Origin of the sequence: Microbacterium sp. MYb66 (genome assembly GCF_002979435.1) — a bacterium.
Taxonomy (GTDB): Bacteria; Actinomycetota; Actinomycetes; order Actinomycetales; family Microbacteriaceae; genus Microbacterium.
Genome location: NZ_PCOV01000006.1, coordinates 210,611 through 227,148 on the forward strand (window position 1 = coordinate 210,611; position 16,538 = coordinate 227,148).

Genomic DNA, 16,538 nt, shown 5'->3' on the forward strand with positions numbered 1-16,538 from the left:
GGCACGCCTTGACACTCAAGACCGCCATGCGTCGAACGCGACAGCTGCAACTCGGAGTGCCTGCAGCAGTGCTCGGAGCCCTCGCGACCACGTTGGCTGCAGCGCCGGCGAACGCGTCCATCCAGGAGACCGCTCCGGTCGAACGGCAACGCGTCGTTCCCGCCCGAGTGGTGCCCGCACAGGCCCCGCCGTCGAACTATGCGGTGCAGCCGGGCGACACGGTCTCGGCGATCGCCGCACGGTTCGGTCTGCGCACGGTCGACGTCCTGACCTGGAACGGCCTTTCCTGGCGTTCGGTGATCTATCCCGGACAGACTCTGAGCCTCCACGCGACAGCCCCCGCGGCGGCACCTGCGGTCGCACCCGCACCTGCCCCGGTCGCCGCGACCCACCAGGTCGTCGCCGGAGACACCGTGTACGCCATCGCGCAGCGGTACGGGACCACGGTCGACGCCGTGCTCACCGCGAACGGACTGACGCGCGCCTCGATCATCTTCCCCGGTCAGAGCCTGGTCGTCTCCGGAGCCGTCGCTCCGCCGGCGGCCGCAGCGGCACCCGCACCCGCACCCGCACCCGCACCCGCAACCGCAACCGCAACGACGCATACCGTCGTCGCAGGCGACACGGTCTTCGGCATCGCCCAGAAGTACGGCACGACGACGCAGACGCTTTTCGCCCTGAACGGTCTCGGCCCCTCGTCGATCATCTACCCCGGCCAACAGCTCGCCGTGCACGGCACACCCGCGCCCGCGCCCGCGCCGTCATCGACCGGCGGCCAGCAGAGCGCGGCTCTCAGCACGGAGCAGGCCGCCAATGCCGCACTCATCATCCGCATCGGCCGTGAGCTCGGGGTCTCCGATCGGGCCATCGCCCTCGCGCTCGCGACCGGCATGGTGGAATCAGGGCTGCGCAACCTCGACTGGGGCGATCGCGACTCCCTCGGCATCTTCCAGCAGCGTCCGAGCACCGGGTGGGGAACCCCCGCCCAGATCATGGATCCCGACCGGAGCACCCGGGTGTTCTATGGCGGACAGGGCGATCCGAACGGCCAGATGACGCGAGGGCTGCTCGACATCCCCGGCTGGGAGAGCATGTCGTTCACGGCAGCAGCCCAGGCCGTTCAGATCTCCGCCTACCCCGACAAATACGGGCAGTGGGAGACCCAGGCCTACGCGTGGCTCGGGCTCTACGGGTGACCTTCTCGGAAAACCCGAAGGCGCCAGGGGTGAGCCGTTCCCGGAGCTTTCAGGCAGTTCTCTCTAGACTTCTGTCGTGACGACCAATCAGCAGGCCGACCCCCTCATCGGGCGGCTTGTCGACGGCCGCTACCGCGTGCGCGCCCGCATCGCCCGCGGGGGCATGGCCACGGTGTACGTGGCGACGGACCTCCGACTCGAGCGCCGCATCGCCCTCAAGGTGATGCACGCCCATCTCAGCGACGACTCCGCGTTCCAGAGCCGGTTCATCCAGGAGGCCCGTGCGGCCGCGCGGTTGGCGGACCCGCATGTCGTCAACGTCTTCGATCAGGGGCAGGACGGCGAGCTCGCCTACCTCGTGATGGAGTACCTGCCCGGAATCACGCTACGTGAGCTCCTCCGCGAGCAGAAGCGCCTGACGATCCCGCAGACCATCACGATCATGGATGCGATCCTCGCGGGCCTCTCCGCTGCGCACCGGGCGGGCATCGTGCATCGCGACGTCAAGCCCGAGAACGTGCTCCTGGCGGAAGACGGCCGCATCAAGATCGGCGACTTCGGCCTGGCCAGAGCGACGACCGCGAACACGGCCACCGGACAGCAGCTGCTCGGCACGATCGCATATCTCGCGCCCGAACTCGTCACCCGCGGCACCGCCGACGCCCGCAGCGACATCTATGCGCTCGGGATCATGCTGTACGAGATGCTGGTCGGCGAACAGCCGTACAAGGGCGAGCAGCCGATGCAGATCGCCTTCCAGCACGCCACCGAGTCGGTTCCGCGCCCGAGCGTCCGCAACCCGGCCGTCCCGGAGCAGCTCGACGAACTCGTGCTCTGGGCGACCGAGAAGTCCCCTGACGAACGCCCGGACGACGCGCAGCAGATGCTGGAGCGACTGCGCGAGATCGAGCGCGACCTCGGCGTCACGCCGACCGCCGCCCGGGCCACTGCTCCGCAGCACAGCAACGCCGACTCCGGCGACCTCACCAAGGTGATGCCGGGCACCATGGTCATCTCCGACCCGACCGCACCTGTTCCCGCAGCGGTCGACAACGCGACTCTCCTGCGTCGACGGGCGTCGAAGCGCCGCGCGCGAGGTGCTTTCCTGCTCACGCTCGTGCTTCTGCTGGCCGTGCTCGCCGGCGGTGTCGGCTGGTGGTTCGGCTCCGGTCCCGGATCTCTCGTCGCCGTCCCCGGCGTCGCGGGGAGCACATATGACCAGGCCGCGTCCGTACTCACGGAAGCAGGCTTCGTCCCGACGCAGAAAGATGAGTTCTCCGTCGACATCGAGAAGGGCACGGTGATCGAGACCGACCCCGGCGAAGGGACGCGCCTCGACAAGGGCGATCCGGTCACGGTGATCGTCTCCGCCGGTCCCGCGAATCACACGCTCGAGGCGCTGAACGGTCGCACCGAGGATGACGCTCGCGCCTACTTGGCCAGCCTCAACGTCAATGTCGATGAGGAGTCGCTCATCCTGTTCTCCGATGCCGATGCCGACATCGTCATCAACGCGTACGTCACCCCGCGAGACGGCAGCGAGGCGTATCCCTGCGGCGACGGCTGCGAGATCTTCGAGGACGACTCGGTGGAGTTGTACGTCTCCGCCGGGGCCTTCCCCGACGTGTCCGAGATGTCCGTCGATGAGGCGCGGAGCACTCTCACCGACAAGGGTCTCCTCGTCACGGACGAGCCCCAGTACGCATTCAGCGAGAGCGTCGCCAAGGACCTCGTCATCGGAGTCGCGGACCGAGCGGAGCAGGGCAACTGGCGCCCGGGCGACAGCGTGCAGCTCATCGTCTCGAAGGGCCCCGAGCTCTTCCCTGTGCCCGATGTCACGGGCAGGACCCTGAATGAGGCCAAGCAGATCCTCACCGACAACGGCTTCAAGTCGACGTATGCCGCGTGGGGCGACCTGCCCGGATTCGGAGAGATGGCCACGGTCACCGGCCAGGATCCCGGCTCGGACAAGTCACTCCCCCGCGGCGGCACGGTGAACCTGTCGATCCAGCTGGCCGGCTGAACCGCACGGTCCCCTCACGAAGGCCGCCCTCCCGAGGATTCGGGAGGGCGGCCTTCGTGAGGGGGATGTCTGCCGTGCGTCAGCGCTTCTCGAGCTCCTCAGCGACGAGGAACGCGAGCTCGAGCGACTGCATGTGGTTCAGACGCGGGTCGCAGAGGCTCTCGTACCGAGTCGCCAGCGCCGCCTCGTCGATCCGCTCCGACCCACCGAGGCACTCGGTGACGTCGTCGCCGGTCAGTTCCACGTGGATGCCCCCGGGGAAGGTGCCCACGGCACGGTGGGCCTCGAAGAATCCGCGCACCTCGTCGACGACATCGTCGAAGCGACGCGTCTTGTAGCCGGTCGGGGTGGTGATGCCGTTGCCGTGCATCGGGTCGGTCACCCACAGGGGCTGCGCCCCCGAGTCACGGACCGCTTCCAGCAGCGGCGGCAGCGCGTCGCGGATCTTGCCCGCGCCCATGCGCGTGATGAACGTCAGTCGTCCCGGCTCGCGCTCGGGGTCGAGCTTGTCGATCAGGGCGAGCGCCGTCTCGGGGGTCGTGGTCGGCCCCAGCTTCACGCCGATGGGGTTGCGGATCTTGGAGAAGTAGTCGACGTGCGCGCCGTCGAGCTCGCGTGTGCGCTCGCCGATCCAGAGGAAGTGCGCAGACGTGTTGTACGGAGTGTCCGTCCGGGAGTCGATGCGCGTCATCGGACGCTCGTAGTCCATCAGCAGACCCTCGTGGCCGGTGAAGAACTCGACGCGCTTGAGCTCGTCGAAGTCCGCGCCGGCGGCCTCCATGAACTTGATCGCACGGTCGATCTCGGCCGCCATGCGCTCGTAGCGCTGGTTGGCCGGGTTCTGCGCGAAACCCTTGTTCCACGAGTGCACCTCGCGGAGATCGGCGAATCCGCCCTGGGTGAATGCGCGGATCAGGTTCAACGTCGATGCCGCCGTGTGGTACCCCTGGAGCAGGCGACCGGGGTCGGCCGTACGCGAGCCTTCCGTGAAGTCGTAGCCGTTCACGATGTCGCCGCGGTAGGCGGGCAGAGTGACGTCGCCCCGCGTCTCGGAGTCGCTCGAACGCGGCTTCGCGAACTGGCCCGCCATGCGGCCCATCTTGACGATGGGCATCGAGGCGCCGTAGGTCAGGACGACCGCCATCTGCAGCACCGTCTTGATGCGGTTGCGGATCTGCTCGGCTGTCGCACCGGCGAAGGTCTCTGCGCAGTCGCCTCCCTGAAGGAGGAATGCCTGCCCGGATGCCGCTCTGGCGAGTCGGTCACGGAGGTTGTCGACCTCACCCGCGAAGACGAGCGGCGGCAGGGTCGCGATCTGCTGGGAGACGTCGGCGACGCGGTCCGCGTCGGGCCACTGCGGCTGCTGCTTGATGGGAAGCGAGCGCCATGCATCAAGGGCTTCGATGTGGTGCGGGAGCATGCGTCCAGCCTAGTGGTCGTGGGTACCGCCCAGATCCGCGCGAAGCCTATGTGACGCGGGTGGGAATGCGGTCCTTCACGGTCGAAGCGTAGACGTCTTCGTACTTCTGCTCACCCAGGCGCTGCAGGGCGACCATGATCTCGTCCGTGACGGATCGCAGGATGTATCGGTCGTTCTCCATGCCCGCGTAACGGGAGAAGTCGAGCGGCTCCCCGATCACGATGCCGACACGAACGATGCGGGGCAGACGCCTGCCGATCGGCATCGCCGTGTCGGTGTCGACCATGATGACGGGCACGACGGGAACCTTCGCCTCCAACGCCATCCTGGCGATGCCCGTGCGCCCGCGGTACAGCTTGCCGTCGGGGCTTCGCGTCCCCTCCGGATAGATCCCGAGCAGGTCTCCCCCTCCGAGCACCTGCAGTCCGGTGTTGAGAGAGGCCTCTGAGGCCTTGCCTCCCGATCGATCGATCGGGATCTGACCCGTGGCCTTCATGAAGAACTTCGTGGCCCAGCCCTTGATGCCGCGTCCGGTGAAGTAATCGCTCTTCGCCAGGAAGGACATCGATCTGTCGATCACCAACGGAAGGAAGATGGAGTCGGCGAAGGAGAGATGGTTGCTGGCGAGGATCGCCGCACCGTTCGCAGGCACGTTCTTCCGCCCCACGATCCACGGGCGGAAGACCGCTTTGACCACGGGCCCGATCACGACGTACTTCATCAGCCAGTAGAACATCGAGGTGAAGTCTAGCGCCGCCGTCGGCGTCCGCCCGGGTGATCTTCACGCAGCACCGTGGCACGCGACTGAGTTTCACCCCGAGCGCGACCCGGTCCCATGCCCTAGACTCGAAATCACACCCGTGCCCGACCGGTACCGAAGGAGCTGCCGTGGTCCAGTTTGAAGTCCCTGCGATCGTCCCCGCCGACCCCGACGCGAACGTCGCCGACCTCCTGGTGAAGCGCGTCGAAGCCACGCCGGATCGGGCGCTCTTCTCCGTTCCCGAGGGCGACGGATGGCGCGACATCTCCGCCGCCGACTTCCAGACGGCAGTGATCGCCCTGGCCAAGGGCTTCGCCGCCGCGGGCATCCAGCCCGGAGAGAAGGTCGGATTCCTCGCGCGAACCACCTACGAATGGACCCTCGTCGACTTCGCGCTGTTCTATGCCGGCGCGGTGATGGTGCCGATCTACGAGACCAGCTCTCCTTCGCAGATCCAGTGGATCCTCGAGGACTCCGGTGCGATCGCCCTGATCGTCGAATCGCCAGAGCACTTCGCCCGAGTCGACGAGGTCCGCGGCGACCTTCCCCTGATCCGCGAGATCTGGCAGCTGCACCTCGGAGCGATCGACACGCTGACCGCACAGGGCGCCGCCGTGACCGACGACGAGATCGAGCGTCGCCGCACCCTCGCGGTCGGATCTGACATCGCGACTCTCATCTACACGTCGGGCTCCACCGGACGCCCGAAGGGCTGCGTGCTCACCCACAGCAACTTCGTCGAGCTCTCCCGCAACTCGGCGAAGGCGCTGGACGCGGTCGTCCAGACACCGGGCGCATCCACGCTGCTGTTCATCACGACCGCGCACGTCTTCGCGCGGTTCATCTCGATCCTCGACGTCCACGCCGGCGTGCGCACCGGGCACCAGCCCGACACCCGCCAGCTTCTTCCGGCCCTCGGCTCGTTCAAGCCGACCTTCCTCCTCGCGGTCCCCCGCGTGTTCGAGAAGGTCTACAACTCCGCCGAGCAGAAGGCCGAAGCCGGCGGGAAGGGCAAGATCTTCCGCGCCGCAGCGGATGTCGCCATCGAGCACTCGAAGCTCGTCGAAGAGGGGAAGAAGATCCCCTTCGGCACCAAGCTCAAGTTCGCCCTGTTCAACAAGCTCGTGTACAGCAAGCTTCGCGAGGCCATGGGCGGCAACGTCGTCTACGCCGTCTCCGGCTCCGCTCCCCTCGGTTCGCGCCTCGGACACTTCTTCCACAGCCTCGGCGTCGTCATCCTCGAGGGATACGGCCTCACCGAGACGACGGCTCCGGCCACGGTGAACCTCGCCGACAAGTCGAAGATCGGCACGGTCGGCCCCGCACTCCCGGGCGTCGGCGTGCGTCTCGCGGAGGACGGCGAGATCGAGGTCCGCGGCATCAACGTCTTCAAGGAGTACTGGAACAACCCGGAAGCGACCGCTGAGGCCTTCAGCGAGGGCGGATGGTTCCACACCGGCGACATCGGCAGCTTCGATTCTGAAGGCTTCCTCACGATCACCGGACGCAAGAAGGAGATCATCGTCACCGCCGGCGGAAAGAACGTCGCCCCTGCCGCACTCGAGGACCCGATCCGCGCGAACCCGATCATCGGGCAGGTCGTCGTCGTCGGCGATCAGCGTCCGTTCATCTCCGCGCTCGTCACGCTGGACCCCGAGATGCTCCCGACTTGGCTCGCGAACAACGGACTCGAGTCCACCATGTCGCTCGCGGACGCATCGAAGAATGCCGCTGTCCGCGCCGAGGTGCAGCGGGCGGTGGACGCCGCGAACAACCGGGTGTCGCGTGCGGAATCGATCCGGAAGTTCACGATCCTCGAATCCGAGTGGACCGAGGCCTCCGGCCACCTGACCCCGAAGCTCTCGATCAAGCGCAACGTCATCATGAACGATTTCGCCGACGAGATCGCCGCGATCTACGACGAGCCCGTCGCGACGACGAACGTCCCGATCGGCGGCTGACGCTCCGACGCATGAAGAAGGGCCCCGCTCGCGCGGGGCCCTTCTTCATGCGTTCAGAACCAGGCGCTCTCCCGAACCTCGCGCATGGCGGTCTTGCGGGTCTCCGGATCGAGCCGCGTCAAGAAGAGCTTTCCGTCGAGGTGGTCGGTCTCGTGCTGCAGAGCCTGGGCGAGCAGCCCCTCGCCCTCGAGCACCACGGCGTTGCCGTCGAGGTCGATCCCCTCGACGCGCGCCCACGGATGACGCTGGGCGTCGTGCCAGAGTCCGGGAACAGACAGGCACCCCTCCCCCGTCGGCTGCGGCTCGCCGCGGACCTCGGTGAGGACGGGATTGAGCACGTACCCGATGTCGCCGTCTATGTTGTAGCTGAAGGCGCGCAGGGCGACTCCGATCTGCGGAGCCGCGACGCCCGCGCGGCCGGGCAGCTCGACCGTGTCGACGAGGTCTGCGACCAGAGCCCGCACCCCGTCGTCGATCTCCTCGATCGGCGAGCACACGGTGCGCAGCACGGGGTCGCCGAAGATGCGGATCTCACGAACCGCCATCAGGCGGCCCTTGCCCGCAGGCCCTCGACCAGCAGCGCCGCCAGCTCGCGGGCGGCGATCCGGGTCTCCGGAAGGAGATTTGCGAACACGATCGTCCCCCCACCCGCGATCTGCGGGTCGTACGGAACCCGGACGACACGGCGTGCCCGGGTGGCGAAATGGGCCTGCAGCTCGTTCAGGCGAACGAGGGGCGCGCCCGGCGTCGATTGGTTGAGCACCACGATCGCCTCGCGTGCCTGCTCGGCGTATCCATTGGTCTCGAGCCAGGTGAGAGTCTCGGAGGCCAGCCGGGCTTCGTCGACGCTGAGCCCCGAGACGATCACGATCTGATCCGCCAGATCGAGGGTCGCCGACATCACCGAATGCACGATCCCCGTTCCGGTGTCGGTGAGCACGAGCGAGTAGTAATGCGCCGCCACCCCGGCCACATCACGGTAGTCGCTGTCACTGAAGGCCTCTGCGATCCGCGGGTCGGAATCAGAGGCGAGCACATCGAGACGCGTCGCGTCCCGCGCCACGATCGCCGAGATGTCGTGGTAGCCCTTGACGTCGTCATGGATCCGGACGAGGTCACGCACCGACTTGCTGTGGTGCGGGCGCACGATGCGCTCGGCGAGCGTTCCCCGATCGGGGTTGGCATCCACAGCGATCACGCGATCCTCGCGGGCGTCGGCCAGTGCCATGCCGAGCAGTGCGGTGATCGTCGTCTTGCCGACGCCGCCCTTGCGCGAGAGCACGGGCACGAAGCGGGCTCCCCCGGAGAGCGGGGCCGCGATCCGTGCCGACAGCGCCTTGCGCTCACGCGCACGCCGCCCGTCGCCGATGTTGATGCGTCGCCCCGAGACGGTGTAGAGGAAGTGACTCCACGCTCCCTCGGGCTCCGGCTTCGCGACCCGGTGGGGGTCGAGCAGCCGGTCGGCGGTCAGCAGGTCCGCAGATTCGCGGGACGAGTCGCCCAGATCGTCCAAGCGCTTGGAGGTGAGGGTCACGTCCGCGCGGGATGTCGCCCGCGCAGGCTGCGGCACGACGGACTTCTCTTCGGGGGTAGACATGGTCCTGGTCTCCTTCTCGACGGATGCCCGTTCGGCGGACGCCGGAGCGGGAGAAACCGTCTCGATCTCGGAACGGGCGCCTGCGAGGAACCGGGCGGCGGCGGCTTCTTCTGCCACCCGTTCCGCCGCGGCTTCGTGATCTTCGATGACCGGTTCGGGTCGGGGCTCCGCGGCGGACTCGGGCTCGGGCTCAGGCTCAGGCTCAGGCTCAGGCTCAGGCTCAGGCTCAGGCTCAGGCCCAGGCTTGGACTCGGGACCAGGCTCGGGCTCGAGGTCCTCGACGACGATCGCATCGACGACGTCGTCTGCGTGAGAAGGCTCCGAGACCTCGATCACGATCGATTCGATGACCGGAGTCTCTTCGATCACTCCGGTCACCGCAGGGGGCTCCACGCTGGGCTTCGTCACCGATGCGGGCTCGAAGGTCGAGGGCCTCGCCGTCTGCTCGGCCGATGCCGAGGCAGGTGTGGACAGGGGCTGCGGAGTCGATGCCACCTTCGGGAGCGGCTTCGCCTTCGCCGGCGACTTCGACTTCACCTCGCGGGGCGGATCGATCACGAGGTCGCCGATGACCTCGCCCTCCACGACCCCGTCGTCGGCGAGGTCGTCGTCCTCGTCGATCGGCAGAGTCACGCTGACCTGGGCGGTCCCGCCGAGGATGCCGATGCCCGCCGTGTCGAGTGACGCGGCTTCGTCGAGCACCCCCAGCGGGTTCTCCTCGGGGTCGGTGGTGTTCTTCGGTGTCACGATGTCGCTCCCAGCCTGCGCGGGCCTCGGGTGCGCATGCGATGCGCGGCCCTCGCCCGCCCAAGATTAGTGCGCCGGACGGATCACGACCAAAAGATCTCCCGCATCCACCTGCTGGGTCTCGGCGATCGCGTGACGCTCGATGACACCGTCGACGGGCGCGGTGATGGCCGCCTCCATCTTCATCGCCTCGATGGATGCGACCGGTTCTCCGGCGCGGACCGCTGCTCCGACCTCGGCCTTCAGAGTGACGACACCCGAGAACGGAGCCGCGACCTGGCCGGGTACGGAGGTGTCCGCCTTCTCGACTTCGTGCGCATCCACCGTGATGGACCGGTCGCGGACGAACACCGGACGGAGCTGTCCGTTCAACGTCGTCATGACCGTGCGCATGCCCTTGTCGTCCGCGTCGCCGATCGCTTCGAGTCCGATGTACAGCCGCACGCCGCGATCGATCTCGATCTGGTGCTCCTGACCCGCTACCAGGCCGTAGAGGTAGTCGCTCGTGTCGAGGACCGACAGGTCGCCGAACAGCTCCCGGCGTTCGGCGAACTCCGCTGTGGGGGCGGGGAACAGCAGCGAGTTGAGCCGCGTCCGCCGCTCCGCACTGGTGCCCGCGAGCGCTGCCTCGTCGTCCTTCGTGATCTCGGTCAGTCCGATGCGCACCGAACGCCCTGCCAGGACCTTGGTGCGGAACGGCTCGGGCCATCCGCCGGGCAGGTCGCCGAGCTCCCCCGCCATGAAGCCGACGACCGAGTCCGGCACGTCGTACTTCTCCGGGTTGGCCTCGAAGTCGGCCGGATCCGCCTTCACCGCTGCCAGATGGAGAGCGAGATCTCCTACGACCTTCGACGAGGGAGTCACCTTGGGGACGCGGCCCAGGATCCGGTCCGCCGCGGCGTACATGTCCTCGATGAGCTCGAAGTCGTCCGCGAGACCGAGCGCCTTGGCCTGCTGCCGCAGGTTGGACAGCTGACCGCCGGGGATCTCGTGGTGGTAGACGCGCCCCGTGGGTCCGGGAAGACCCGACTCGAACGGTGCGTACTGCCGACGGACCGCCTCCCAGTAGGGCTCGAGGTCGGAGACCCCGTCGAGCGAGATGCCGCTGTCGCGTTCGGTGTGCGCGAGCGCGGCGACCAGTGAGGAGAGCGAAGGCTGGCTGGTGGTTCCGGACAGCGGCGCCGAGGCGGCATCCACTGCATCCACTCCGGCGGCGCTGGCCGCGAGGAGCGTCGCGAGCTGCCCGCCGGGGGTGTCGTGCGTGTGCAGGTGGATCGGAAGATCGAAGCGCTCGCGCAGCGCCGCGACGAGCTTGGCTGCCGCGGCCGGACGAAGCAGGCCCGCCATGTCCTTGATCGCGATGATGTGCGCTCCGGCCGCCACGATCTGGTCCGCCAGGCCCAGGTAGTAGTCGAGGGTGTAGAGGTCTTCGGCCGGATCGAGCAGGTCGCCGGTGTAGCAGAGAGCGACCTCCGCGACGGCGGTGCCGGTGTTGCGGACCGCCTCGATCGCCGGACGCATCTGCTCCACGTCGTTGAGCGCGTCGAAGATACGGAAGATGTCGACCCCGCTGGCCGCGGCCTCCGTGACGAATGCCTCCGTCACGGCGGTCGGGTACGGGGTGTAGCCGACCGTGTTGCGCCCGCGCAGGAGCATCTGGATCGCGATGTTCGGCAGCGCCGCGCGCAGCTTGTCGAGGCGCTCCCAGGGGTCTTCCCCGAGGAATCGCAGCGCGACGTCGTAGGTCGCGCCGCCCCAGGCCTCGACCGAGAGCAGACCGGGGGTCGACCTGGCGAGGTAGGGGGCCGCGGCGACGAGGTCCTTCGTGCGCACCCGTGTCGCCAACAGGGACTGATGCGCGTCGCGGAAGGTGGTGTCGGTGATCGCCAGGGCGGTCTGCTCACGCAGGCTGCGGGCGAAGCCCTCCGGTCCGAGTTCGAGGAGTCGCTGGCGCGAGCCGGGTTCCGGCGTCGACGTCAAGTCGACCGCGGGCAGCTTGGTGACCGGATCCACGACGCCGGGGTGGGCGCCATGCGGCTTGTTGACGGTGACGTCGACCAGCCAGTTCAGCAGCTTGGTGCCGCGGTCCTTGGAGACGCGTCCGCGCAGCAGCTCCGGACGCTCATCGATGAACGAGGTGCTGACGTCGCCGGCGATGAAGGCGTCGTCTTCGAGCAGCGCCTGCAGGAACGGGATGTTGGTGGAGACGCCTCGGATGCGGAACTCCGCGAGGGCACGGCGTGCCCGGGCGACGGCCGCGGGGAAATCCCGCCCACGGCAGGTCAGCTTCGCCAGCATGGAGTCGAAATGAGGGCTGATCTGCGCGCCCTGGTGGACCGTGCCGCCGTCGAGACGGATGCCGGCGCCGCCGGGCGAGCGGTACGTGGTGATCTTGCCCGTGTCGGGACGGAAGCCCTGGGTCGGGTCCTCCGTCGTGATCCGGCACTGCAGCGCAGCCCCCCGCAGATGCAGGTTCTCCTGCTGCAGTCCGAGGTCGGCCAGCGTCTGCCCTGACGCGATCCGCATCTGGCTCTGCACCAGATCGACGTCGGTGACCTCCTCCGTCACGGTGTGCTCGACCTGGATGCGCGGGTTCATCTCGATGAAGACGACCTCGCCGGTGCGCTCCCCCGCGGTCTCCAGGAGGAACTCGACCGTGCCGGCGTTCTCGTAGCCGATGGACCGGGCGAAGGCGACCGCGTAGCCGTGCAATGCGGTGCGGACGCTGTCGTCGAGGTTCGGCGCCGGAGCGATCTCGACCACCTTCTGGTGACGCCGCTGAACCGAGCAGTCACGCTCGAACAGGTGCACGGTCTCGCCCGTCTTGTCGGCGAGGATCTGCACCTCGATGTGCCGGGGACGCACCACCGCCTGCTCCAGGAACATCCGGGCGTCTCCGAAGGCGCTGGATGCCTCGCGCATGGCTTCTGCCAGCGCCGGAGCGAGATCACCGGATGTCTCCACGCGGCGCATGCCCCGACCGCCACCGCCGGCGACGGCCTTGGCGAAGAGCGGGAAGCCGATCTCGTCCGCCTGCGCGACGAGGGCATCGACATCGTCGGACGCCTCGGTGGAGCGGAGCACGGGAACGCCCGCCTCGATCGCGTGACGCTTCGCCTCGACCTTGTTGCCTGCCATCTCGAGCACGTTGGAAGGCGGGCCGATGAACACGATGCCGTTCGCGGCCGCCTTCTCCGCGAGCTCGGGGTTCTCGGAGAGGAACCCGTAACCGGGGTAGATCGCATCTGCACCCGACTCGAGCGCGACGCGGATGATCTCGTCGACGTTCAGGTACGCGCGCACGGGATGCCCGCGCTCGCCGATCTCGTAGGCCTCGTCGGCCTTCAGCCGATGCACCGAACCACGGTCTTCGTGCGGGAAGACCGCGACGGTGCGCGCCCCGACTTCGACTGCCGCACGGAAGGCGCGGATCGCGATCTCGCCGCGGTTCGCCACAAGGATCTTCTGGAACATGCACACCTCTGGGAGCTCGATGCGCAGCGTTTTCGATGCGCATGGGGCGGGGCTGAGTGTTCCCCCAGCCTAGGGGAAGGTAACGTGGTGTCCGTGCACGTACTCAGCGTCAGCTCTCTCAAGGGGGGCGTCGGCAAGACGACCGTGACTCTCGGGCTGGCCTCCGCGGCCTTCGCCCGAGGCGTCCGGACTCTCGTCGTCGACCTCGACCCGCAGTCCGACGTCTCCACCGGGATGGATATCCAGGTTGCCGGACGACTCAACATCGCCGACGTCCTGGCGAACCCGAAGGAGAAGGTCGTCCGTCAGGCGATCACCTCCAGCGGATGGGCGAAGGTGCACCCCGGCACGATCGACGTGCTCATCGGCAGCCCCTCCGCGATCAACTTCGACGGCCCGCACCCGAGTGTCCGCGACGTGTGGAAGCTCGAGGAGGCACTCGCCTCCGTCGAGGCCGACTACGACCTCGTGCTCGTCGACTGCGCACCCTCGCTGAACGCACTGACGCGCACGGCATGGGCCGCGAGCGACCGTGTCATGGTCGTGACCGAGCCCGGGCTCTTCTCCGTCGCCGCAGCCGACCGTGCGCTGCGTGCGATCGAGGAGATCCGCCGGGGCCTCTCGCCGCGTCTCCAGCCGCTGGGCATCGTCGTGAACCGCGTGCGCCCTCAGTCCATCGAGCACCAGTTCCGCATCAAGGAGCTGCGCGACATGTTCGGACCGCTCGTCCTCTCCCCGCAGCTGCCGGAGCGCACGTCGCTGCAGCAGGCTCAGGGAGCCGCCAAGCCGCTGCACATCTGGCCGGGCGACTCCGCGCAGGAGCTGGCGTCCGACTTCGACCAGCTGCTCGACCGGATCATCCGCACCGGACGGATCCCCGTACCCGAGAGCGGCACTCAGAGCTGACCCGCGCGACGCGCACAGACGAAACGGCCATCCTCATCGAGGGTGGCCGTCGTGCGTGGGGCGCCGAGCGCTTCGACGCTCTCCGCAGATCGCGGAAGCGTCGTCAGGCGGAGCGCTTCGTCCGACGGGCGGACAATTCGTCGACGGGATCGGGTGCGGTCGCGTCGAAGGCGACGAGAGTCGACTCCACCTCGCGGAGCACCTTTCCGACGGCGATGCCGAACACGCCCTGCCCGCGGCTGACGAGGTCGATGACCTCGTCGTTCGACGTGCAGAGGTAGACGGAGGCGCCGTCGCTCATGAGCGTGGTGCCTGCGAGATCGCGGATGCCGGCGCGGCGCAGCTCTTCCACGGCGGTGCGGATCTGCTGCAGCGAGATACCGGTGTCGAGGAGGCTCTTCACGAGCTTCAGCACCAGGATGTCGCGGAAGCCGTAGAGACGCTGCGAGCCGGAGCCGCTGGCACCACGGACCGTGGGCTCGACCAGCTCGGTGCGGGCCCAGTAGTCCAGCTGACGGTAGGTGATACCGGCTGCGCGAGCGGCGACTGCCCCGCGGTAGCCGACCTCGTCATCCATGGCCGGGAGACCGTCCGTGAAGAGGAGTTCGGGTACGAACCGCGGGTCGCCTGTGAGCTCATCCGCATTCATCTGAAATCCTCCCTGGAACGGTTATCTTCCACGGTAGAGCAGTGCCTGTGCACCGGCAATCACATCCGTGCGACGGCGAAGGTGTGTCGCAATCAGTTCGTTACGAAAGCGCGCGCGAGAGCGCGTCCTTGACGAAGAGCGATCGCACTTCGTCGATCCTCGAGGCCAGCTCCGGACCCAGTTCGCTGGCCTTCGCACGGGACGCCGCATCCGTCCGGCGAAGCAGCGAGGACATCGCCGATTCGATGAGGGCGACCTCGCGCTCGGCTCCCTGACGCAGAGAACGCAGGTGCCGCGGTTCGATTCCGTGCCGGTCCAGCGCGACGAGTCCGCGCAGCAGCGTCACCGTCGCCTCCTGGTAGCTCTCCTGGGCGGTGATCACGCCGGTGCTGATCGCGTCGTTGAGGAGCTGCGGGCCGGCTCCCGCAGCGGCGAGGAGCTCGTCGCGGCGATAGCGCCGGGGCGCCGGGGCGATCGACGGCGGCGGCACGAGCGACGTCGTCTCCCCGCCGGCGTCGGCCTCGTCGAGCTGCTCGCGGATGACGCTCAGCGGAAGGTAGTGGTCGCGCTGCAGCGTGAGACCGAGGCGGAGGCGCTCGATGTCTGCTGCCGAGAACTTGCGGTAGCCGGATTCCGTGCGGGAGGGGCTGACGATGCCCTGCACTTCGAGGAAGCGCAGCTTGCTGGAGGTGAGGTCGGGGAACTCCGGCGTGAGCCGAGCAAGGACCTGGCCGATACTCAGCAGGCCCGCGGACGCAGAGCGTTCGCGGGCGGGGGAAGCCGCCATCAGGCGTTCGCCGCCACGCGGTCGCGGGGAGAGGCGAAGAAGTTCAGACGGAACTTGCCGACACGGAGCTCGGAACCGTCGACCAGCGTGCTGCGGTCGACGCGCTCACCGTTCACGTACGTCCCGTTGAGCGAGCGCTGATCGATGATCTCGAACGTCGAGCCGGTGCGGGTGATCTCGGCATGCCGACGCGAGACCGTCACGTCGTCGAAGAAGATGTCGGCCTCCGGGTGACGACCCACGGTGGTCACGTCGGTGTCGAGGAGGTAGCGAGCACCGGCGAGCGCGCCGGAGCGCACCAGCAGCAGCGCCGATCCCGCGGGCAGGGCAGAGATCGCGCTCTGCTCGACGTCGGTCAGTTCCACACCGAACGGCACGAAGGACAGATCGGAATCGTGTCCGAACGTCTGCGTCACGTCGTGTTTTTGTTCACCGGAACGGTGAATCGCGGCTTCTCCGGCCGGTCGGCTGTCGCTGTCTGTCACTGTGCCCTCCTGATTGTCCAGACTAACGGATCCCGAGGCGGTCGCGGGAGGCCGCTTCATACTCAGCCATCACATACCGGGTATTCATAGGGTGGAGTCGTGAAGACCATAGCCCTGCGCCACTCGGCCACTCCGATCGCCCTCGCCGCGGCACTGCTCGCCGCCTTCCTGGTGCTCTTCGCCCCTCTCTCCGCTTCCGCACACGACGCCCTCGTGTCGTCATCCCCGGCAGCCGACGAGTCGGTCGAGACCGTGCCGACAGAGCTGACACTCACGTTCAGCGCGAAGCTCATCGACGGCGAGGGCGCCACCGAGGTCGTCGTGACCGCCCCGGACGGAACATCGGTCACCGACGGAGCCGCGGCGGTGGAGGGCGCGATCGTCACCCAGCCGCTGCAGGGAGCAGGACCTGCCGGCGAGTACCACGTGATCTGGAAGGTCGTCTCGAGCGACGGACATCCCACCTCCGGCGAGTACTCCTTCACGGTCACCGTCGGCGACGACGGATCGGCCACGTCGGCGCCCACCGCCAC

General features: G+C 68.1%; 13 protein-coding genes. 5 read left to right on the plus strand and 8 right to left on the minus strand.

The genetic code is table 11. The annotated features are described in order from the left end of the window. Nucleotides 1-8 precede the first annotated feature (8 nt). The gene (locus CQ045_RS13725; RefSeq protein WP_105724608.1) at nt 9-1,196 is read left to right on the plus strand and encodes a LysM peptidoglycan-binding domain-containing protein; all 1,188 of its coding nucleotides are present in this window, start codon (nt 9-11) and stop codon (nt 1,194-1,196) included. Between the two features lie 76 nt (nt 1,197-1,272). Then, complete coding sequence (gene pknB / locus CQ045_RS13730) at nt 1,273-3,219, plus strand: Stk1 family PASTA domain-containing Ser/Thr kinase (RefSeq protein ID WP_105724610.1); 1,947 nt, start codon at nt 1,273-1,275, stop codon at nt 3,217-3,219. Nucleotides 3,220-3,298: 79 nt separating this feature from the next. On the opposite strand, the gene CQ045_RS13735 is transcribed toward pknB, so the two are convergent. Both CQ045_RS13735 and CQ045_RS13740 read right to left on the minus strand, forming a co-directional pair. Further along, entirely contained in the window at nt 3,299-4,639 is a 1,341-nt protein-coding gene (locus CQ045_RS13735; protein ID WP_105724612.1) for a class II 3-deoxy-7-phosphoheptulonate synthase, read from the minus strand. A gap of 46 nt (nt 4,640-4,685) precedes the next feature. Next, on the minus strand, nt 4,686-5,375 hold the full coding sequence (locus CQ045_RS13740) for a 1-acyl-sn-glycerol-3-phosphate acyltransferase (RefSeq protein ID WP_105724614.1): 690 nt from the start codon (nt 5,373-5,375) through the stop codon (nt 4,686-4,688). 152 nt (nt 5,376-5,527) lie between these two features. Here CQ045_RS13740 and CQ045_RS13745 point away from each other — a divergent pair, with 152 nt between their 5' ends. Beyond that, the gene (locus tag CQ045_RS13745) at nt 5,528-7,360 is read left to right on the plus strand and encodes a long-chain fatty acid--CoA ligase (protein ID WP_105724616.1); all 1,833 of its coding nucleotides are present in this window, start codon (nt 5,528-5,530) and stop codon (nt 7,358-7,360) included. Between the two features lie 53 nt (nt 7,361-7,413). On the opposite strand, the gene def is transcribed toward CQ045_RS13745, so the two are convergent. The 3 genes from def to CQ045_RS13760 form a co-directional block, all read right to left on the minus strand. Next, entirely contained in the window at nt 7,414-7,905 is a 492-nt protein-coding gene (gene def, locus CQ045_RS13750; RefSeq protein ID WP_105724618.1) for a peptide deformylase, read from the minus strand. Beyond that, nucleotides 7,905-9,704, minus strand: coding sequence for a MinD/ParA family protein (locus CQ045_RS13755; protein ID WP_105724620.1), 1,800 nt, complete (start codon nt 9,702-9,704; stop codon nt 7,905-7,907). Before CQ045_RS13755 ends, def begins: the two co-directional genes overlap by 1 nt. A gap of 66 nt (nt 9,705-9,770) precedes the next feature. Beyond that, nucleotides 9,771-13,178 carry a pyruvate carboxylase gene (locus CQ045_RS13760; protein ID WP_105724622.1) on the minus strand — a complete coding sequence of 1,136 codons (3,408 nt, stop codon included), beginning with the start codon at nt 13,176-13,178 and terminating at the stop codon, nt 9,771-9,773. 93 nt (nt 13,179-13,271) lie between these two features. Here CQ045_RS13760 and CQ045_RS13765 point away from each other — a divergent pair, with 93 nt between their 5' ends. After that, on the plus strand, nt 13,272-14,084 hold the full coding sequence (locus CQ045_RS13765) for a ParA family protein (RefSeq protein ID WP_105724663.1): 813 nt from the start codon (nt 13,272-13,274) through the stop codon (nt 14,082-14,084). A gap of 103 nt (nt 14,085-14,187) precedes the next feature. Here CQ045_RS13765 and CQ045_RS13770 read toward each other — a convergent pair whose 3' ends face one another. From CQ045_RS13770 to CQ045_RS13780, 3 genes are all read right to left on the minus strand, one after another. Further along, nucleotides 14,188-14,733, minus strand: a complete 546-nt coding sequence (locus CQ045_RS13770; protein WP_021199318.1) for a MerR family transcriptional regulator — start codon at nt 14,731-14,733, stop codon at nt 14,188-14,190. 100 nt (nt 14,734-14,833) lie between these two features. Further along, the gene (locus CQ045_RS13775; RefSeq protein ID WP_105724624.1) at nt 14,834-15,520 is read right to left on the minus strand and encodes a MerR family transcriptional regulator; all 687 of its coding nucleotides are present in this window, start codon (nt 15,518-15,520) and stop codon (nt 14,834-14,836) included. Beyond that, entirely contained in the window at nt 15,520-16,005 is a 486-nt protein-coding gene (locus tag CQ045_RS13780) for an FHA domain-containing protein (RefSeq protein ID WP_105724626.1), read from the minus strand. The genes CQ045_RS13775 and CQ045_RS13780 overlap by 1 nt, the downstream gene beginning before the upstream one ends. 99 nt (nt 16,006-16,104) lie before the next feature. On the opposite strand from CQ045_RS13780, the gene CQ045_RS13785 reads away from it, so the two are divergent. Then, nucleotides 16,105-16,538, plus strand: a 434-nt coding sequence (locus CQ045_RS13785) for a copper resistance CopC family protein (RefSeq protein WP_105724628.1), incomplete at its 3' end; no start/stop codon positions are given.